Source organism: Thiomicrorhabdus sp. (assembly GCF_041583835.1).
Taxonomy (GTDB): Bacteria; Pseudomonadota; Gammaproteobacteria; order Thiomicrospirales; family Thiomicrospiraceae; genus Thiomicrorhabdus.
In genome coordinates this window covers 43,415-61,130 of the sequence record NZ_JBFHFC010000010.1, presented here as the reverse complement: position 1 = coordinate 61,130, position 17,716 = coordinate 43,415, and the positions used below count along the sequence as shown (strand labels likewise).

At 42.8% G+C, this 17,716-nt stretch carries 18 protein-coding genes and 1 tRNA gene; all 19 read left to right on the top strand.

The window, feature by feature from the left end:
• Nucleotides 1-66: 66 nt before the first annotated feature.
• Nucleotides 67-141, top strand: a tRNA-Gln gene (locus ABY044_RS07120).
• Between the two features lie 54 nt (nt 142-195).
• A complete protein-coding gene (locus ABY044_RS07115; RefSeq protein ID WP_373019533.1) occupies nt 196-1,152 on the top strand; it encodes a ribose-phosphate pyrophosphokinase in 957 nt (318 codons plus the stop codon).
• A 261-nt stretch (nt 1,153-1,413) separates the two neighbouring features.
• Entirely contained in the window at nt 1,414-1,998 is a 585-nt protein-coding gene (locus ABY044_RS07110; protein ID WP_373019532.1) for a 50S ribosomal protein L25, read from the top strand.
• A 49-nt stretch (nt 1,999-2,047) separates the two neighbouring features.
• Entirely contained in the window at nt 2,048-2,623 is a 576-nt protein-coding gene (pth, locus tag ABY044_RS07105) for an aminoacyl-tRNA hydrolase (RefSeq protein ID WP_373019531.1), read from the top strand.
• 33 nt (nt 2,624-2,656) lie between these two features.
• Nucleotides 2,657-3,748, top strand: a complete 1,092-nt coding sequence (gene ychF / locus ABY044_RS07100) for a redox-regulated ATPase YchF (RefSeq protein ID WP_373019530.1) — start codon at nt 2,657-2,659, stop codon at nt 3,746-3,748.
• Nucleotides 3,749-3,985: 237 nt separating this feature from the next.
• The gene (gene rplM / locus ABY044_RS07095; protein ID WP_373019529.1) at nt 3,986-4,414 is read left to right on the top strand and encodes a 50S ribosomal protein L13; all 429 of its coding nucleotides are present in this window, start codon (nt 3,986-3,988) and stop codon (nt 4,412-4,414) included.
• A gap of 13 nt (nt 4,415-4,427) precedes the next feature.
• Nucleotides 4,428-4,820: a 30S ribosomal protein S9 gene (gene rpsI, locus ABY044_RS07090; protein ID WP_373019528.1), complete on the top strand. Its 393-nt coding sequence runs from the start codon at nt 4,428-4,430 to the stop codon at nt 4,818-4,820.
• A 276-nt stretch (nt 4,821-5,096) separates the two neighbouring features.
• The gene (locus tag ABY044_RS07085; RefSeq protein ID WP_373019527.1) at nt 5,097-6,128 is read left to right on the top strand and encodes a porin; all 1,032 of its coding nucleotides are present in this window, start codon (nt 5,097-5,099) and stop codon (nt 6,126-6,128) included.
• Nucleotides 6,129-6,298: 170 nt separating this feature from the next.
• Entirely contained in the window at nt 6,299-6,778 is a 480-nt protein-coding gene (locus ABY044_RS07080; RefSeq protein ID WP_373019526.1) for a hypothetical protein, read from the top strand.
• Nucleotides 6,779-6,885: 107 nt separating this feature from the next.
• Nucleotides 6,886-7,824, top strand: coding sequence for a hypothetical protein (locus tag ABY044_RS07075; RefSeq protein ID WP_373019525.1), 939 nt, complete (start codon nt 6,886-6,888; stop codon nt 7,822-7,824).
• Complete coding sequence (locus ABY044_RS07070; protein WP_373019524.1) at nt 7,815-8,831, top strand: type II secretion system protein; 1,017 nt, start codon at nt 7,815-7,817, stop codon at nt 8,829-8,831. Before ABY044_RS07075 ends, ABY044_RS07070 begins: the two co-directional genes overlap by 10 nt.
• A gap of 9 nt (nt 8,832-8,840) precedes the next feature.
• Complete coding sequence (locus ABY044_RS07065; protein ID WP_373019523.1) at nt 8,841-10,340, top strand: type II secretion system protein; 1,500 nt, start codon at nt 8,841-8,843, stop codon at nt 10,338-10,340.
• 27 nt (nt 10,341-10,367) lie between these two features.
• Nucleotides 10,368-10,976 (top strand): response regulator, encoded by a 609-nt coding sequence (locus ABY044_RS07060; protein WP_373019522.1) that lies wholly within the window; start codon nt 10,368-10,370, stop codon nt 10,974-10,976.
• A gap of 33 nt (nt 10,977-11,009) precedes the next feature.
• Nucleotides 11,010-12,092, top strand: a complete 1,083-nt coding sequence (locus ABY044_RS07055; RefSeq protein WP_373019521.1) for an ATP-binding protein — start codon at nt 11,010-11,012, stop codon at nt 12,090-12,092.
• Between the two features lie 122 nt (nt 12,093-12,214).
• The gene (locus tag ABY044_RS07050) at nt 12,215-12,754 is read left to right on the top strand and encodes a prepilin-type N-terminal cleavage/methylation domain-containing protein (RefSeq protein WP_373019520.1); all 540 of its coding nucleotides are present in this window, start codon (nt 12,215-12,217) and stop codon (nt 12,752-12,754) included.
• Nucleotides 12,755-12,824: 70 nt separating this feature from the next.
• Nucleotides 12,825-14,495: an O-antigen ligase family protein gene (locus ABY044_RS07045; protein WP_373019519.1), complete on the top strand. Its 1,671-nt coding sequence runs from the start codon at nt 12,825-12,827 to the stop codon at nt 14,493-14,495.
• Between the two features lie 151 nt (nt 14,496-14,646).
• Complete coding sequence (miaB, locus tag ABY044_RS07040) at nt 14,647-16,059, top strand: tRNA (N6-isopentenyl adenosine(37)-C2)-methylthiotransferase MiaB (protein ID WP_373019518.1); 1,413 nt, start codon at nt 14,647-14,649, stop codon at nt 16,057-16,059.
• A gap of 111 nt (nt 16,060-16,170) precedes the next feature.
• Nucleotides 16,171-17,154, top strand: a complete 984-nt coding sequence (locus ABY044_RS07035) for a PhoH family protein (RefSeq protein ID WP_373019517.1) — start codon at nt 16,171-16,173, stop codon at nt 17,152-17,154.
• Between the two features lie 79 nt (nt 17,155-17,233).
• Entirely contained in the window at nt 17,234-17,710 is a 477-nt protein-coding gene (gene ybeY, locus ABY044_RS07030) for an rRNA maturation RNase YbeY (protein WP_373019516.1), read from the top strand.
• Nucleotides 17,711-17,716 lie beyond the last annotated feature (6 nt).

Genomic DNA, 17,716 nt, shown 5'->3' with positions numbered 1-17,716 from the left:
ATTTTGCTTGAACTTCGGGAAAATAAATGGATAATACGCACCTGTCTTTAACGACAGAGATATTAAAGGGCTGTAGCCAAGCGGTAAGGCATCTGGTTTTGATCCAGTGTACCGCAGGTTCGAATCCTGCCAGCCCTGCCAATATCCTTTCTGAATTCCCCAAGTCATTATTATCCTCGAACAGGAGCGCCTTAAATGGCTAACAGAAATGTCATGATTTTTGCGGGAAACGCAAATGTCAGTCTTGCAGAAAAAATCTCCCAATATTTAGATATTCCCCTAGGTAAAGCCGATGTAGGCCGTTTTAGCGATGGCGAAATCATGGTTGAGATCAAAGAATCTGTTCGTGGGCAAGATGTTTATGTTTTACAACCTACCTGTACCCCAGAGCCTGCCGTCAACTTGATGGAAATGCTGGTGATGATCGATGCTTTGAAAAGAGCTTCGGCAGCGCGTATTACAGCCGTAGTGCCTTATTATGGTTTTGCTCGTCAGGATCGTCGTCCTCACTCGGCGCGTGTGCCGATTACCGCTCGTTTGTCGGCGGACATGATTACCGTTGCGGGTGCGCACCGAGTCATTACTGTAGATTTGCACTCGGATCAAATCCAGGGTTTCTTTGATATTCCGGTTGACAATATTTACGGTTCACCGCTTTTGGTTGAAGACATGCAAAAGAATTGTGATTTGGAAAACGTCACAATCGTGTCTCCTGATATGGGTGGTGTGGTTCGTGCACGCGCCGTTGCCAAGGCGGTTGATGCCGATATGGCCATTATTGATAAGCGTCGTCCAAAAGCGAACGTCTCTCAGGTCATGAATATTATTGGTGATATCGAAGGGCGCGACTGTATCATCATTGATGATATGGTTGATACGGCAGGTACATTGTGTAAAGCGGCAGCGGCTTTGATGGAGCGTGGTGCGAAAAGTGTTTCGGCTTATGTTGTGCACGCCGTATTGTCGGGTCCGGCCGTTGAGAATATCAATAACTCGGTATTGAAAGAATTGGTGGTGACGGATTCGATTCCGGCCACCGCAGAAGCAATGGCGTGTGAACGTATTCGTAGAGTGAGTATTTCCAGTATGTTGGGTGAAACGATTCGTCGTGTTCACCAGGAAGAGTCGGTTACGGAGTTGATGCATCATTAAGTGATGTGTTGTTGTGCCGTAAAGAAAAAACGCCCCAACCGGGGCGTTTTTGCATTTTGGGGTCTGGGTTGAAGAAGTGCTTGAAATTCATATAAAAAAACTGGAAAAAATCCTTTTTTTGAGTATAATTCCCGCTTCCCTTGCGTTTGGTCGCGAAACGTGAGATTTATAAATTGGCGATCTTAAAGTTATAAAGTGCACGGTATATAAATAAAAAGTACCGGTTCATTAGATAAGATTGTCGCTATTGGAGTATTAAAAATGAGCCAGAATTGGACAGCAGAAATCCGTTCGGAAGAAGGGAAAGGTGCGAGCCGCCGCCTTCGTCGTACGGGTAAAGTACCAGCAATCATTTACGGCGCAGATAAAGATGCGGTATCGATTGCGTTTTCAGGAAACTTTGTTAAGCATGCTTTTGCTAACGCAGATATCTTTAACACTGTTTTGACTATCGATGTTACTGGTGGTGAAACTGAAACTTGTGTTGTTAAAGACATTCAGCGTCATCCTGCTACAGGTGATGTTTCCCACGTTGATTTGCAGCGTGCTTCTGATAACAATCAAATCACCAAGAATGTACCGTTTAACTTCGTTGGTAAGTCATCTGCGCCTGGTGTGAAGATGGGTGGTATGATGACAATCCTTCAGCCTACTGTTGAAGTTCGTTGTTTGGCTAAAAACCTACCGACTGCTATTACAGTTGATGTTTCTAAGATGGAAGCGGGCGGAAGCTTGCGTTTGTCTGAGTTGGATTTACCTGAAGGTGTTGTAATTACAGCATTGACTCACGGTAACTCTGATTACGACCAGTCGGTTGTAAACATTACCAAGCCAAAACGTAAATAAGGAATTTATTGATTATTCAATAATAACCTGATTGTTTGAGAGCCGGCGTATGTCTTCTGTTCAACTTATTGTAGGCCTGGGTAACCCAGGTGATAAATATGATCAGACCCGACATAACGCCGGTTTTTGGTTTGTGGAGGAAGTAGCCAGACAGTATGGTGTGGTATTTCGTCCAGAAACTAAATTTCTAGGTGAGGCTGTGCGAGTGCAATCCGCCGGTTTGGACTTCTGGTTGCTGAAGCCGGCAACGTTCATGAATCGTAGCGGCCAATCTATTCAAGCCCTGGCAAACTTCTACAAAATTCCTGTTGAATCCATTTTGGTGGTTCATGATGAACTCGATCTGGAGCCTGGTGTGGCCAAACTCAAGAAAGGGGGCGGTCATGGTGGACATAACGGTCTGAGGGATACTATTGCAGCGCTAGGTAAGGAATTTCTAAGATTGCGTTTGGGTATCGGTCATCCTGGGCATCGTGATCAGGTGGTTGATTATGTGCTTAAAGCGCCGTCCAAGATTGATCGCCAAAAAATCGATGATGAAATTTATCAGGCGACTCGCGTTCTTCCCGAGCTTATTAGGGGAGATATTCAAAAAGCAATGCATCAGCTACACACCAAATCATAATTCAAAGCACTCTACTTTTTAAGGAGAAACTCAATGGCAATTAAATGCGGTATCGTTGGCTTACCTAACGTTGGAAAATCGACATTATTTAATGCTTTAACGAATGCAGGAATTGAATCTGCAAACTACCCGTTCTGTACAATTGAGCCGAATGTTGGAGTGGTGCCTGTTCCGGATCCGCGTGAGCAGGCGTTGGCCGAAATTGTGAAGCCGGAGCGTGTATTGTCCGCGACCGTCGACTTTATGGATATTGCCGGTTTGGTAGAGGGTGCATCGAAAGGTGAAGGCTTGGGTAACAAGTTCTTAGCGAATATTCGCGAAACCGATGCGATCGTGCAGGTAGTCCGTTGTTTTGAAAATGATGACATTGTTCACGTTGCCGGAAAAGTCGATCCGTTAAGTGATATCGAAATCATTAATATGGAGTTGGTCTTGGCTGATATGGAATCGGTTGAGAAGGCGATTCAAAAGGTGCAGCGTATTGCAAAAAGCGGTGATAAAGAGGCGACGGCTCGTTTGAATGTCTTGGAAAAGGTGCTTAAGGAAGTTGAGGCCGGTAAATTGGTTCGGTTGATTGAATTAAGTGATGATGAGCGTAAGCAGTTGCAAGATCTACACCTTTTGACAATTAAACCGATGATGTACATCGCCAATGTGAACGAAGACGGATTTGAAAACAACCCGTACTTGGATTCGGTCGAAAAGTTGGCGGCAGAGCAGGGCGCGATTGTGGTGCCGGTGTGTGCTGCCATTGAAGCAGAAATTGCCGAGCTTGATGCAGAAGATAAAGCTGACTTTTTAGAAGAGATGGGTCAGGATGAGCCTGGTTTAAATCGTGTTATTCGAGCAGCATATAAGTTGTTAGGTTTGCAGACTTATTTTACCGCCGGTGTTAAAGAGGTGCGTGCCTGGACAATTAAAGTAGGGGCGACAGCACCGCAAGCGGCAGGCGTGATTCATACGGATTTTGAAAAAGGTTTCATTCGTGCCGAAGTAACGGCATACGAAGATTTTATTGAGTATAAAGGGGATGCCGGAGCCAAGGCGGCCGGTAAACAAAGATTGGAAGGGAAAGAGTATATTGTGCAGGACGGAGACGTCATGCACTTTAGATTCAATGTCTGATTGATTTTGTTAAATTAACAGGCTTTGCTTGGTTCATTGTTTCAATGATATTAAATCGAGATTATTTTTAGTATAAGTGATTGAAACCATTTGAACTAAGCAGTATAATCCTTCGTCTCGTTAATCCTTCCCCCTTATTGCCCGTTAAAACAGTAAGTGGATTGATCGGACTTAACGTAAATCGTTATAGAACGATGAATCTTATGGATTTGGATTATTTAATTTTAGGAACAAATTATGAAAACATTTGTTGCAAAGCCAGCTGAAATCAAACGTGACTGGTATATTGTAGATGCTGAAGGTAAAACTTTGGGTCGTTTAGCGGCGGATATCGCTTCTCGTTTACGTGGTAAGCACAAGCCGGAATATACTCCTCATGCTGACTGTGGTGATTACATTGTTGTAATCAATGCGGACAAGGTTGCAGTTACTGGTAACAAGCGTAAAGACAAGATGTACTATCACCACACTGGTTATGTAGGTCATCTTAAATCAACCAACTTTGAAAAGTTGATTGATAAAGCGCCTCAGCGTCCAATTGAGTTTGCAGTAAAAGGAATGTTGCCTAAAGGTCCTCTAGGGCGTGCAATGTTTAAAAAACTAAAAGTGTATGCTGGAACTGATCATCCGCATACGGCACAACAACCTAAAGCACTTGAGTTGTAAGAGGAATTAGAAGATGGCAACAGAACAATACTACGGAACAGGACGTCGTAAAAGCTCAGTCGCTCGCGTATTCTTGCGTGCAGGGTCTGGAAAAATGACTGTAAACGGTCGTGATATCAAAGAGTATTTTGCTCGTGAAACCGACCTTATGGTAATTAACCAGCCTTTAGAAGCGACAGAGAACTTAGAAAAGTTTGATGCATACATCACTGTTGTTGGTGGTGGTACAACTGGTCAAGCTGGTGCGGTACGTCACGGTATCTCTCGCGCATTGGTTGCGTATGAAGAAGGTAATCGTCCAGCGCTTCGTGCACGCGGTCTATTGACTCGTGATGCTCGTCAGGTCGAACGTAAAAAAGTCGGTCTACGCAAAGCACGTCGTCGTCCGCAGTTCTCAAAACGTTAATATTTATATATTTTCGCTTTGTATCAAAAACCCGCTTTATGCGGGTTTTTTTGTTTTTGCGGTTTAAAATTAAAAATCGAATTAAGGTTTTCTATTAAGTTGTTGATTGATAATGGCTTGGTGTTTTGTAAGGGTTTGTTGTGTTGCAAAAAAACAACATTGATTAATTTTGTAGTTTTTTTGCAAAAAAAAGTTGCGTAGTAAATTTTAATCCAATATAGTCACTTCCAAGTTCACCAGAGGTGGACAGTTTTAACTAACTTAAGGATTGTAAAAATGAAAAAGAATGTAATTGCTCTAGCAATCGCTTCTGCTATCGCTGCTCCTGTAGCAATGGCTGATGCTCCTACTGTATACGGTCAAGTTAACGTTGCTATCGATTCTGTAAATGATAACGGTATGTTCACTAAAGATCGTGATTCACGTATCGGTGTTAAAGGTTCTGAAGACCTAGGTAACGGTTTGAAAGCTGTTTACAAAATGGAATTCGGTGTAAAAGTTGGTGATGCTATGTCTTCACTTTCTGGTCGTAACGCATATGTTGGTCTAGCTGGTGGTTTCGGTACTGTATTGCTAGGTCGTCACGACACTCCTTTCAAAATGTCTCAAGCTAAAGACCTTTTCGGTGACAGCTCTTACGGAGATATCGGTAAGAAAACTGTTGCTGGTGGCCTAGGTATGGGTGGTAAAGCTGGTGAAGTTCGTGCTGACAACGTAGTTGCTTACGTTTCTCCAGAATTCGCTGGTATCAAAATTGTTGCAGCTGGTGTTTCTACTGAAGGTGCTTCTCTAGATGGTACTGGTACTGATACAGTTGATGCTTCTAAGTCTAGCTTGGCAAACGTTTACTCTGTAGCAGCTATGTATGGTTCTACTAAGAAAGGTCTATACTTGTCAGCGGCATACAACTCTTGGGGTGAAGCTGCAACTGATGGTAAAGATTATTCTGAGACTCGTGTTTCTGCACAGTACGCTACTGGTGGTTTGATCGCATCTGCAATGTTCCAGACTTTCGATGATGGTGCTAACACTGACAGTTCTACTGAAGGTGACAACATCCAAGCTCAAGTTGGTTACAAAATGGGTAACATCATGCCTAAAGCTAAGTACTCAACTGTTGACTACAAAGATGCTCGTAAAACAGCTTCAGCTTTCGGTCTAGGTCTTGACTACTCTTTCGGTAAGAAGACTACTGGTTATGTTGAATACATTACTGCTGACAAGTACATGACTGGTGCAGCAGGTAACGATTCTACTGATCCTCAAGCTACTACTGCAATCTCTGTAGGTATGGTTCACAAGTTCTAATCAATTGCTGTCGTAAGACAGTTTGATTAAGCTTTGATCAGAAAGCCCCGACTGTTTACAGTCGGGGCTTTTTTATTGCCCTTAAAAAATTCTCTATCCTTTCTTTTCATTTGATTGAATGTCCTCAGTTATACTTTGTCCATTAAAATGTATGTTGAAAATGGTGTGTTATGTCTAGACAGTGTCAGCCGTGTACGGCTTGTTGTGATGGGTGGGTGCAGATAAGTGTCAAGGGGTGTGAGGCCTATCCGGGTCATCCTTGTCCCCATAGTACCGGAAGCGGTTGTGACGATTATGAAAATCGTCCCGTAGATCCATGTCGAAAATTTGAATGTGCTTGGGTGAAAGCTGATTCTCAGTTGCCTGATTCTTTTAAGCCTAGTGAGTCCGGTGCGCTGGTGATTGACGGCATTTTGACCTGGCAGGGGTTGCAGGTTGATTTAGCAGTTCCCGTTGGGCGAGAAATTCCTCAAGAAACTTTGGGTTGGTTGATGCAGTTTGCAGAACGAGAAATGCGGCCATTAATTTATCAACAGCAAGATCCTTCTAGTTCGGTATTGGAAAAGAATCCACTGACTTTAGCGTATGGTCCACCCGCCTTTCAGCAGTGGGTTTTGGAACAGCAGCAAAAGGGAGTAAAGCTCTGGTAATTAAAAAAATCCCACGTTCGTGGGATTTTTTGTTTTAGGTTTTTATTCTATATTAATAGTGTGGATAATAGGATAGGAGTATCATATAAATCAAAGAGGGGTATTTTATGGATGTATGCCGCAAGCAAAATGGATTTGTGCTGATGCTCTTTATCGTGGTTGTTTTTATTGTCGCGGCTTTATGGATTGCGACACAGCATCAACGTATCATTTCATTATTTAAAACAGATTCCTATGTCAGTGATGAATATGAATTGAGACTTGTTAAGCAAAGACTTCTGAATTTTGCGACTCTTACTACCGAACTTTATTCCACGAATTCTTCCGGTAATTTTAAAGATTCGGGTGATATGCCTGCTCCTGGCTATCTTCCTTGTCCTGATTTGGATGGGGACGGGTCGCTGTCTACAAGCGGTGAAGAATCTTGCGGTAATTATGAGTTTGATCCCACGGATGTTAATAAGGTGTTGGTTCCCAGACCGAATAGAAGTGCTTTAGGGGCATGTAATGGGGTCGATTATTGTGTCGGTTACGTTCCTGAGAGATTGAATAACAGGAATTTTTATTTTGCGCCGGCAGGGAAGTATTATTATTTCTTCGATATGCGTTATGCCTATTTAAATACGTCTTTAGATACGTCTAAATGGGATGATATTTATACACCTTTATCTCCTGTCACCCCTAATGGTGGTTCTGCGTTGAACTTGGATCCGGACGTAGGAGATTTCAAAGGTTTGGTTTTGGATGGGAAGTCAGGATATATAGCCGTGATCATTGATGCAGGTGACGATGGGTTGAATGCGGAAAACAGTGATCAGGACGTGGTTTTTGAATCCGAAAATACCAGTATTTTTAATTCGGATAATTCAGATAAAGTGATTGGAATAACCTTTGATGAATGGTTGTTGTACGTTGGTAATAAGATCTGTACGCAGTACGATAATTTTTCTCATGTTTCGGAATCCCGTTTGCATTGGTTTAACGGGTATTCGATAACGAATAAAAAGGGGTCTGGCTGGCGCCAATGGGGGCAGTTATGTCCATGATGCATTCAAGGGTTAATCAAAAAGGCTTTTCTCTACTTGAAGTCGCTATAGCGATTTTGATTCTTGGAATCGTGTTATTAGGCTTTCAGGGATTGTTTAAATTAGTTTATGACACCGACAATATCATGGAAGAAAAGGCCTATATTCAAGATATTCAAAAAAGTTTGAAAACCTATTTGCAGGTTAATTTGCGTTTGCCGTGCCCGGATATCGATGGTGACGGCAAGGAAGATACTGTCTCGGGTAGGTGCGAGTCCGACGAAGGCTATTTACCGTATAACGATGTTGGAACCCGTAGTAAGGATGCGTGGGATCACTCTTATTTTTATACGGTTAACCGCAATGCCACAGATAGCGGAAAGGTGTTTGACATTTGCGAATCGGCCAGCGTGTTTGGTAAATCGGGGCCAAGAACGGCTACGGGTTTATATCGGTGTGGAATACTGGATCCTACGGCAAATAATAACCTTTCCTCTTTAGATAATGCGAGTAACCAATATTATTGCTGGTCGGATAGTTCTCCGGCGGCTACGGCATGCTTAGATGGCGATGTCGATACAAACGGAGTGAATCCCGCTGTGGATGTTTATATTCCGGCTGATTTGAATACAACGGTGCCGGTGGCTTCGCCTTACGATGATGAGCCGGATCCACGGTCGTTTTTTTCGTCTTATGCCGAACAAAAACCGCCTTATTTTTATTTTGTAACTCCACCCGTCGGAACCAGTCTCGGTTATGGGAATCTCACTCTGCAAGATGAAAACGGAGTTGTTATGGATAGCGGTATTCTTGCTCTGGTTATTTCATGGGGCGCGAATGGCGATAACGTACATCGTTATCTGTCGGGGGATGATGCTTGTGTTGGCGGGACGGACAATGAAAATGCGAATTGCGACAAAGGCGATAACTCCTTTGTTTATACTCAAACTGGCGAAAATCGTCACTATATGACATGGATAACAATGCATGATGCAAAAAATGCATTGGTTTTTCAGCCTAAAGAATAGGGGGTAGACATGCTACTACAGACACCACTAACAAGAATTCAACGGGGTTTTACCTTGGTTGAAATAGCTGTTGTATTGGCGATTATCGCTCTAATTTTCGGAGCGGGTTTCAGCACGTTGGGTGCCTATATCGATAATGCCAATCAATCACATACCAAAGGTAGTTTGGAAGTCACAAAGCGTGCCTTATTGAACTATGTCGTTATCAATAAACACATGCCTTGTCCGGATACTGACGGCGACGGTTCAGATAAAGACGAGCGCACGGGGCAAACGTGTAGCAGTTATTTCGGAACTGTTCCTTACGATGATATAGGAATTCCAAGAGGTACGGCAAGCGACGATTACGGCAACTTATTCGGTTACGGCGTAAATCAATTGGCGGCTGACGCTACGGTGATGAGTTTGGATGTTTCGGACACATCTGCCGGAGGTGAAGCCGAGCAATTAGCGGATTCCCCGGGTAGTTATTTTTACAATCGCGGGGCACCTGCATTTGATTTGTTTACACCTCCGACCGAAAGTGTTCCCGGCGATGCAACTAAGAGTTATGAAATATGTGGCCGTAACGCGGCGAATGATTGTAGCGGTACGAATGATGTCGTGAATGAATACATTCAGGCGGTGATTGTTGCCTTTAACGAAAATGGCGATCAAACCACAATTACTAACTGTAATAGCAGTGCGAGAAGTGTTCGTGAAAGCGAGAATTGTGATGCAGATATGCGTTTTACAAAAGGTGTGTTTAATGACACTGATTTTGATGATCAATTGGAAACTATTTCGGCTTATGAGATTAAGCAGCAGGTTGATTTAAGACCGAATGGTTTCGATTCAGGTTTTGCATTCGAAGATTACGAATATATCGTTAATAAAGACTTAACCTCAACCAATGATTTTAACACCGGAACTAAAGAGGCGGGTACCGATCTAAACGGTGATGGCGACTTTGAGGATACTGGCGATGTTTATGGCGACAGTCTCTATGTAACGGGTGATATCGATAGCAGTATCAATTTCCAGGCCGGATCGAATAAGCTTAAAGTTGAAGGAAATGTGAACGCCGGAGTAAATGGCGGGGATGATGTCGACTATTTTATTATTTTAAGTAATGTGGAATCCGGCGGAAGTATTTCGACGGAAAAAGGAATTGATACCGTCGAGATATCGGGCAGCCTTTTATATAAGGGTGATGTTAATTTAGGTCAAGATAACGATACTGCGACAATCGGTGGTTCTATTGGTGGAACCCTGGATGCCGGTACGGGCGCGGATACTGTGACGGTGAGAGGGGATATAACCGGAACTGTGAATCTTGGCAATGATGGCAGTGTCGATATTCTGATTCTTTACGGCGACCTGATTAGAGGTGAGATCTCCGGTGGGCCTGAGGATATTCTCAAAGTGACGGCGACGGAAGCTGAATGGAATCAGGTTTATAATGATCCTACTGTTGCTGGAACTATTACTGGCGGAGTGCAGATTGAATATGGCTACACGCCACCTTAGTCGTTGCCTTGGTGCACAAAGTTAATTATGCAAATATTGATTGTGGATGACGACCCGGCAATAAGGGGGATGGTTTCCTTTTTGTTGGAGACAAAAGGTTATGTCATAACGGAGGCGTGTTCTCGAAAGGAAGCGATTGAATCATTGAAAGAAGCAACGCCTCAGGTTGTGATTCTTGACATGGGGATGCCGCCCAATGAACATACGGCTGATGAAGGTTTGGCCGTTTTGGATTGGTTAAGTTCCTATCAGCCGCAAGTTAAAACACTCGTACTCACCGGTCAAGATATGCAGACCACTTCCTATTTAGCCCTCAAGCAGGGGGCTTTCGATTTCTTGGAAAAGCCGATTTCTCAAGATGCGTTGTTGTTTTCCGTGCAAAGGGCATTCTTGTTTTACGATCAGGCGCAAAAGCTAAAAGAGCAGGAAGGTGTTCAAAAGGTTGAGATTGATGCCTTTGTGGGTGAAGGCGTTAAATCTATTCGTAATCAAGCTGAAGAAAAATTGCTCAAACAGGTGTTGGCGGAAACTCAATTTAACGTTCACGAAACGGCGAGACGTTTGGGGATTAAGCGTGAAAATGTTTATTATCTGATTAAAAAATACGGACTTCAGCGTGATAATTTATCGGTTTGATCTAAGTTGTTTGGTAGATGTAGGGACGAATGAATGGGCTTTTTGAGCGATTGGTTTTCCCTAAGTCTGATTACGCTTGGTCTGGTTTTGCTTTGGGTCGCTTTTTACGTACATCAGCAAACTTCGCGTTTAAGCCGTACGATTGCCGAGCTATACGAACTTAATCAAAAAGTTGGTCAAGACGCGTTGGACTTTTTCGACCAAGCGTGGCCGATTCTCGAAAAAGCCGGAATTTTTCAATTGCAGGCCAGTATCGATTGGTTTGGCGAGCAGCGATTCGAATCGTTTGGGCATAATGGCCGCCGTTCGGCAATTCAGCGGAAATTCGAGTTGGAAAGTGACGATATGCATTTTTTGTTGACGTTCGAATTGCCACGCTATCGTGGTGAGCGAAGCAGTTGGCTCGACCTGATTATGACGACGTTTACTCAAATCTTGCAACAGGACCTTGAGCATAAACATGCTGAAATCTTAAATTCTCAAAAACGTTTGGAACGTTATCAAATGTTTGTACAGCATGAAGTAAAAAATATTGCGCAATTCATTAAATTGTTGAGTGAACAGGTTGCGGGGCTGGAACAGGATGTAGATAAGTTGCGTTTGGTTAATCGGTTAAAAGATAGTCTACCGGTCATGGCTCGACGAGCGACAAATACGATTAGGCAAATGAATCAGCCGCTGCATGAGTTTTATCAGTCAGAGCGATTTGATTTGAATGAATTGATTGAAGAGGTTCTGTTCATGTATCAGTTAGAAGCGGAACTGCACGGACATGGGAGTGTAGCGGTTGCACGTCCTCTATTGTTGGAGGTGTTTAAAAATATTTTGGGCAATTACCGCGATCATCCTATTGGGGATTGTCCATTGCGGATTGAAATTAATGAGAATGACGAGGGTGTTCAAGTTCGAATCAATAGCTGTTTGCAGAAAGAAGATGCCAGGCTAAAGTCTGAAAGGATGTTCGAACCTTTCTGGACAACCAGCAAAAGTGGAATGGGATTGGGGTTGTTTTTGACAAGAGAATTACTTAAACAGGTTGGTGGAGAAATTGGTTTCGAACAGCATGAAAAGAAGATGTCTTTTAAAATAACCTTGCGAAATATACCAAAATTGTGATAAATACTTATTTTTGATGGGGTAAAAAACTTTTACTCTTTTTTTGTGAAACGCTTTTGTTATTATTAAATACACCTAAAGTTAAGGTTTTTAAATTTTTCAAATTTCAAGAGGAAGAGAAAATGAAAAATACACAAGCACAGCTACAGAATCAAAAAGGTTTCACCTTGGTGGAAATCGCGATTGTATTGGTCATCATCGGTTTGTTGTTAGGTGGTGTTTTGAAAGGTCAAGAGTTGATTGAAAACTCGAAAGTGAAAAGTGTAACGGCTGATTTTGATAATATCGCAGCTGCTTATTGGGCTTATAGAGACCGTAAAGGTGTTTATCCAGGTACAACGAATGCTGCATTTTGGTATAACTTAAGAACGGAAGGGTTTCTGACTGGGGATCCGGCTACATCAACTACGGCAACAGGTTCAGAGCATGCTCTTGAAGGTGTGTTTGAATATGTACCAGCTGCTGCAACAAATATGATTCCTAATAAAGCTATGATTTGTGCAAGTAATATCGAAGATACTATTGCAACGAATATTGACACTAAGCTTGATGATGGCGTTGCAACCACAGGTACTGTTCGTGGTGGTACTGCTGATGTCAGCACTGCAGCTGCATATACGGCAACTGGAGCAGCCTTTATTTTATGTAAAGAGCTTAAATAGTCCTTTAGCAGCTTTGGTTTTTTAAGTAAAAGCCCGCTTTTTGCGGGCTTTTTTCGTTTGAGAAGGTGTTATGTTTCAAAAGAAAACTCTTTCAATAGGCCTTTTTTTATTAGTTTCAATTTTCTATATGAGCTTGTTTTCAGTTCCCAATATTGGCGGACAGTCGGGAATAGTTACGCCCTCCAATTTGGGTGTTTACATAGGCTTAACAGGTTTTCTTTTTTGGATGGTCTTTTACTCGATAAGTTCGGGTCGAGTTCTATTTTCGAGGTTACCTGCCATTTTCCTGCTGTGTGTTTTGCTTTTGCTTTTGGTTGGATCATTTAAAACAACCGATTGGATAGAGTTTAAATATCAAGCTTTGGCAATGCTGTTCGGTTTATCTTTTGTTATAGGTTTGTTACAAATCGAATGGAAGCAAAATCATTGGTTTTGGTTTTTTTATGCCTTATGCATTTTGGGTTTTATGCAAGGGTTGATTGCGCTAGATCAAAGATTTGATCGGTTTGGAGTGCTATATGTTTTTACCGAGTATTATCCTTTAATAATTAAATCATCAGGCTACTTAGGTTCCTTGCAGCAAAAGAATATGTTTGCTAGCTTTATCGCTTTTACCGAGGTTCTGTCACTGTTTTTAGTGTCTCAAAAACGTTTTTCTAGTTTGAGTGTTTGGCTGAAAATACCGATTTACCTGTTTGTGGCAATGGGCGCCTTTCTTGTAATAAATAGTGGATCCCGTTCGGGGCTGTTGGGTTTGATTTTAGGCTTGATCTTTGTTGTTTGGGCTATACGCGACCAGCTTGTAAAGGAATCAAAAGACATTTGGATTTGGTTGTTTGTAGCGATTTTTGGGGTCGTTATTGGTTTGATTGTGCCAGTTCTAGGAAGTTCGGTTAATGATAAATTTGCTAACGTAGTGTTTGGAACGGATGTTCGTTGGTTTTTGTATCAAACGGGCTGGTCTATTTTTCAAGATAATATCTGGTTTGGGATAGGTATAGGTAATTACCCGAAAGTTTTTCAAGAGTATGTTTCCGTTCATAATTTATGGCATGACCCCCGTATTGTCGGGTTTGATATATATCGAGTTACTCATCCGCATAATGAATTGCTTTTTTGGTTCATTCAAACGGGATTGGTTGGCATGTTGGGTGTTGTACTGTCTTTCCTGGGGTTATTGGTTAACTGGTACAGACAGGGGGGTAAGCACCTATTGATTCAATTTGGATTGTTATCTCCTTTGGTTGTCCAAGCCTTAGTTTCGTACCCTTTTTCATTGTCAGCGACACATTATTTATTAACTTTATTCCTATTGTTTTATGGCACGCATCTCAAAACATACAAATTTAGTTTCAATTTGTATGGCGCTGTTAAGGTGGTTATTGTCATGGGAGCATTAGTGCTCGTTTTGATTTTTTGGCGTTATGGCTATCAATCAGCCTGGAGTGCGTTTGAAGTTTATTATTTTAAAAATCGACTTTTTTTCTATAAACAGTTTCCCGAGCAGGAAAAGGTAGGGTATTTTCAATACGCTTCTGGTAATGAACTCTATCTCGACTTAGTTCGAGATAATATGCAGAACTTATTTCATAATGCTGTGAGGGACAGTAATTATTATGATTTGAGACAATATTTGCTCTGGTATCGGCAACAGGATGAGGTGCCTGAGGATTATAAAAATTATGCCTCGCAGGCGGAGTATTTATTAAAAAATTCAGATAAACAAAGGTTGAGTGAATAAGTTTTTTGGAAAGAGTTTTTCTTAGTTGGTTATTAATTGGTTTTTGCTCACATGTTGCATTGAGTGTGTTAGAATACGCGACCTTAATTTTTATATAATATTCAGTTACATAGCTTTGTAATAAAATCTTTGTTTAGCACGGAAATCAAGTATGTCGCAAACCTCTCCTTTTACTGGCGGACTTTACGTTATTACCTACGGTTGTCAGATGAATGAATACGATTCTGACAAAATGGCGAGTTTATTGGAAAAAACTCATGGCTTAAAGTTGGTTGATGAACCGGAAGATGCCGATGTGGTGTTGATGAATACCTGTTCGGTTCGTGAGAAGGCTCAGGAAAAAGTGTTTTCCGAGTTGGGGCGTTGGGCGAAGTGGAAGCAGAAAAAGCCGAACCGCGTCATTGGCGTTGGTGGTTGTGTCGCTTCCCAGGAAGGGCAGGTGATTCGTCAGCGTGCGCCGAGCGTGGATGTGATCTTCGGGCCGCAGACGTTACACCGTTTGCCGGCCATGATCGACCAAGCTTTGGATATGCGTGGTGACGACAGCATCAAAAAGAAAAAAGCGGTCATCGATATTTCGTTTCCTGAAATCGAGAAGTTCGATAACTTGCCGGAGCCCGAAGTCAGCGGCGTTTCGGCGATGGTATCGGTGATGGAAGGGTGTTCAAAGTATTGCACTTTCTGTGTAGTGCCTTATACACGTGGTGAAGAAGTCAGCCGTCCGTTCGAGGATGTCATGCACGAGATTCGCTCTTTGGCGGAGCAGGGTGTGCGTGAAGTAAATTTGCTTGGCCAAAACGTTAATGCATATCGTGGTGTCATGCCGGACGGCGAGATTGCGGATTTAGCCGTGTTGATGCATGCGGTTAGAGCGGTGGAAGGTATTGACCGAATCCGTTTCACAACCTCCCATCCAAATGAAATGTCGCAAAGCATTATCGATTGTTATGCGGAGATTCCGGAGTTGGTGTCGCATCTGCATTTACCTATTCAGTCGGGATCCGACCGTATTTTGGCTTTGATGAAGCGCAATCACATGGTGTTGGAATATAAGTCAACGATCCGTAAAATCAGAGCCTTGCGACCTAACTTGAGCTTGTCTGGCGACTTCATTATCGGTTTCCCGGGAGAAACTTGCGATGATTTCAAAGAGACGTTGGCTTTGGTTGAAGAGCTTAAGTATGATCGTTCGTTTAGCTTTATTTACAGTTCGCGTCCAGGAACTCCGGCAGCCAGTTTGCCCGATGAAGAGCCGATGGAAAAGAAAAAACGTCGTTTGTACGCACTGCAAGAATTGCTGAATAAGCAGACTGCGGAAATTAGCGACGGAATGATCGGTACGGTTCAGAGCGTACTGGTTGAACGCTTGTCACGTAATGCCTTTAACGAAGTGGCCGGTCGTACCGAGAACAATCGAGTAGTGAATTTTGAAGGTTCGCCGGAATTAATCGGCCAGTTTGTGGATGTAGAAATTCTTGAAGCTTTGCCTAATTCATTACGTGGAAAATTGGTGGCGACACCGGAAGCGGATAAACACGTTGCACCTCAATTTCATGCGTTGTAAACTTAGCTTAATTGTTTAATTGACCGCCGAGGGTCATTTAATGTTCATAAAAACGTTATTATTTATTTGAAATAATAACGTTTTTTCATTTTTCAGTTCCGAGATTCACTATTGACAACATTGCACACCATTCAATTTAATCTTTATCCTCAGGATAATGAACGCCTACAAAATTTATTTGGTTGGCATAATGAACACTTGGAACAGATTGAATTGCGCTTGGGTGTTGAGATCAATGCCCGCGGATTCACGATTTCCGTTACCGGATTGGGTGACCGTTTGGTCAAGGCCGAGCAGTTATTGCGCGATCTTTACGAAGAAACGGCTGCGGAGACGTTGGATCCACAAAAAGTCCACTTGGCTTTGCATGATTTAGGGTTGGATGAAGTTCAGGCGATGACAGTGGATCAAAAATTGATCAAAACGCGTCGTAAAGTCATCAAAACCCGAAACGCGAACCAGGCTCAGTATATTGAGTCGATTCAGCAGTACGATATCAACTTTGGTATCGGCCCTGCAGGAACCGGTAAAACCTATTTAGCGGTAGCGTGTGCCGTCGAAGCGCTTGAGAACGAAAAGGTTCGACGTATTATTTTGACGCGTCCGGCTGTTGAGGCGGGTGAAAAACTCGGCTTTTTGCCGGGGGATTTGAGCCAGAAGGTTGATCCGTACTTGCGACCGCTGTTTGATGCCCTGTTTGAAATGCTAGGCTTTGAAACGGTTGAACGTTTGATTGAAAAGAATGTCATTGAAGTGGCGCCGTTAGCGTTTATGCGAGGGCGAACTTTGAATGAGGCGTTCATTATTCTGGACGAGGCACAAAATACGACCACGGAACAGATGAAGATGTTCCTGACCCGAATGGGCTTCTCTTCCACGGCGGTGATCACCGGGGATATTACCCAGTGTGATTTACCGAAACACCAAAAATCCGGTCTGCGTCATGTGATCGAGGTGCTGGAAGGGGTCGAAGACATTGGCTTTACTTTTTATCAGGCTAAAGACGTGGTGCGTCACTCGTTGGTGCAGAAAATCGTCAAGGCTTATGATCAATACGATCGTAAAAACGCCGCTAACTCGACACGATCTTCTTAAGAAGATTTGACGGTTGCGGATAATTTTAAATCGATTGGATAGACAGTTTAAATGTTAAAGCGCAATGCCGGAGGCGAAAATGGTTGAGGTAGATTTGCAGTGGGGAATTGACCCCCAAAAGATTCCCACATTAGAACAGTGCGAAGAGTGGGTTCAGGCCAGTTTGGTTGGTGACTTGGCTAATGAAGCAAATGAATTGACCGTACGCATTGTCGATGAGGAAGAGAGTCGTACTCTTAATCGTGATTATCGAGGCATGGATAAGTCTACCAATGTGCTTTCATTTGAGTTTGAAAACCCGCCGGGCTTATTGGATTTAGGCGAGGCATTGCCCTATTTGGGTGATTTGGTGATCTGTGCGGAAGTCGTTGCGAAAGAAGCTGCGGAACAGAATAAATCTTTAGAAGAACACTGGGCGCATATGATTGTGCACGGTACCTTGCATTTGCAAGGCTATGACCATATAGAGGATGACGAGGCGGAAGAGATGGAAGCCTTGGAGGTCGAGATCATGCAAGGATTAGGTTATGCCAATCCCTATGCAGACGATGAGTGATCAAAA

Coding starts and splice junctions, on each gene's coding strand:
- ABY044_RS07115 (WP_373019533.1), top strand. CDS start 196: ATGGCTAACAGAAATGTCATGATTTTTGCGGGAAACGCAAATGTCAGT.
- ABY044_RS07110 (WP_373019532.1), top strand. CDS start 1,414: ATGAGCCAGAATTGGACAGCAGAAATCCGTTCGGAAGAAGGGAAAGGT.
- pth (WP_373019531.1), top strand. CDS start 2,048: ATGTCTTCTGTTCAACTTATTGTAGGCCTGGGTAACCCAGGTGATAAA.
- ychF (WP_373019530.1), top strand. CDS start 2,657: ATGGCAATTAAATGCGGTATCGTTGGCTTACCTAACGTTGGAAAATCG.
- rplM (WP_373019529.1), top strand. CDS start 3,986: ATGAAAACATTTGTTGCAAAGCCAGCTGAAATCAAACGTGACTGGTAT.
- rpsI (WP_373019528.1), top strand. CDS start 4,428: ATGGCAACAGAACAATACTACGGAACAGGACGTCGTAAAAGCTCAGTC.
- ABY044_RS07085 (WP_373019527.1), top strand. CDS start 5,097: ATGAAAAAGAATGTAATTGCTCTAGCAATCGCTTCTGCTATCGCTGCT.
- ABY044_RS07080 (WP_373019526.1), top strand. CDS start 6,299: ATGTCTAGACAGTGTCAGCCGTGTACGGCTTGTTGTGATGGGTGGGTG.
- ABY044_RS07075 (WP_373019525.1), top strand. CDS start 6,886: ATGGATGTATGCCGCAAGCAAAATGGATTTGTGCTGATGCTCTTTATC.
- ABY044_RS07070 (WP_373019524.1), top strand. CDS start 7,815: ATGTCCATGATGCATTCAAGGGTTAATCAAAAAGGCTTTTCTCTACTT.
- ABY044_RS07065 (WP_373019523.1), top strand. CDS start 8,841: ATGCTACTACAGACACCACTAACAAGAATTCAACGGGGTTTTACCTTG.
- ABY044_RS07060 (WP_373019522.1), top strand. CDS start 10,368: ATGCAAATATTGATTGTGGATGACGACCCGGCAATAAGGGGGATGGTT.
- ABY044_RS07055 (WP_373019521.1), top strand. CDS start 11,010: ATGGGCTTTTTGAGCGATTGGTTTTCCCTAAGTCTGATTACGCTTGGT.
- ABY044_RS07050 (WP_373019520.1), top strand. CDS start 12,215: ATGAAAAATACACAAGCACAGCTACAGAATCAAAAAGGTTTCACCTTG.
- ABY044_RS07045 (WP_373019519.1), top strand. CDS start 12,825: ATGTTTCAAAAGAAAACTCTTTCAATAGGCCTTTTTTTATTAGTTTCA.
- miaB (WP_373019518.1), top strand. CDS start 14,647: ATGTCGCAAACCTCTCCTTTTACTGGCGGACTTTACGTTATTACCTAC.
- ybeY (WP_373019516.1), top strand. CDS start 17,234: ATGGTTGAGGTAGATTTGCAGTGGGGAATTGACCCCCAAAAGATTCCC.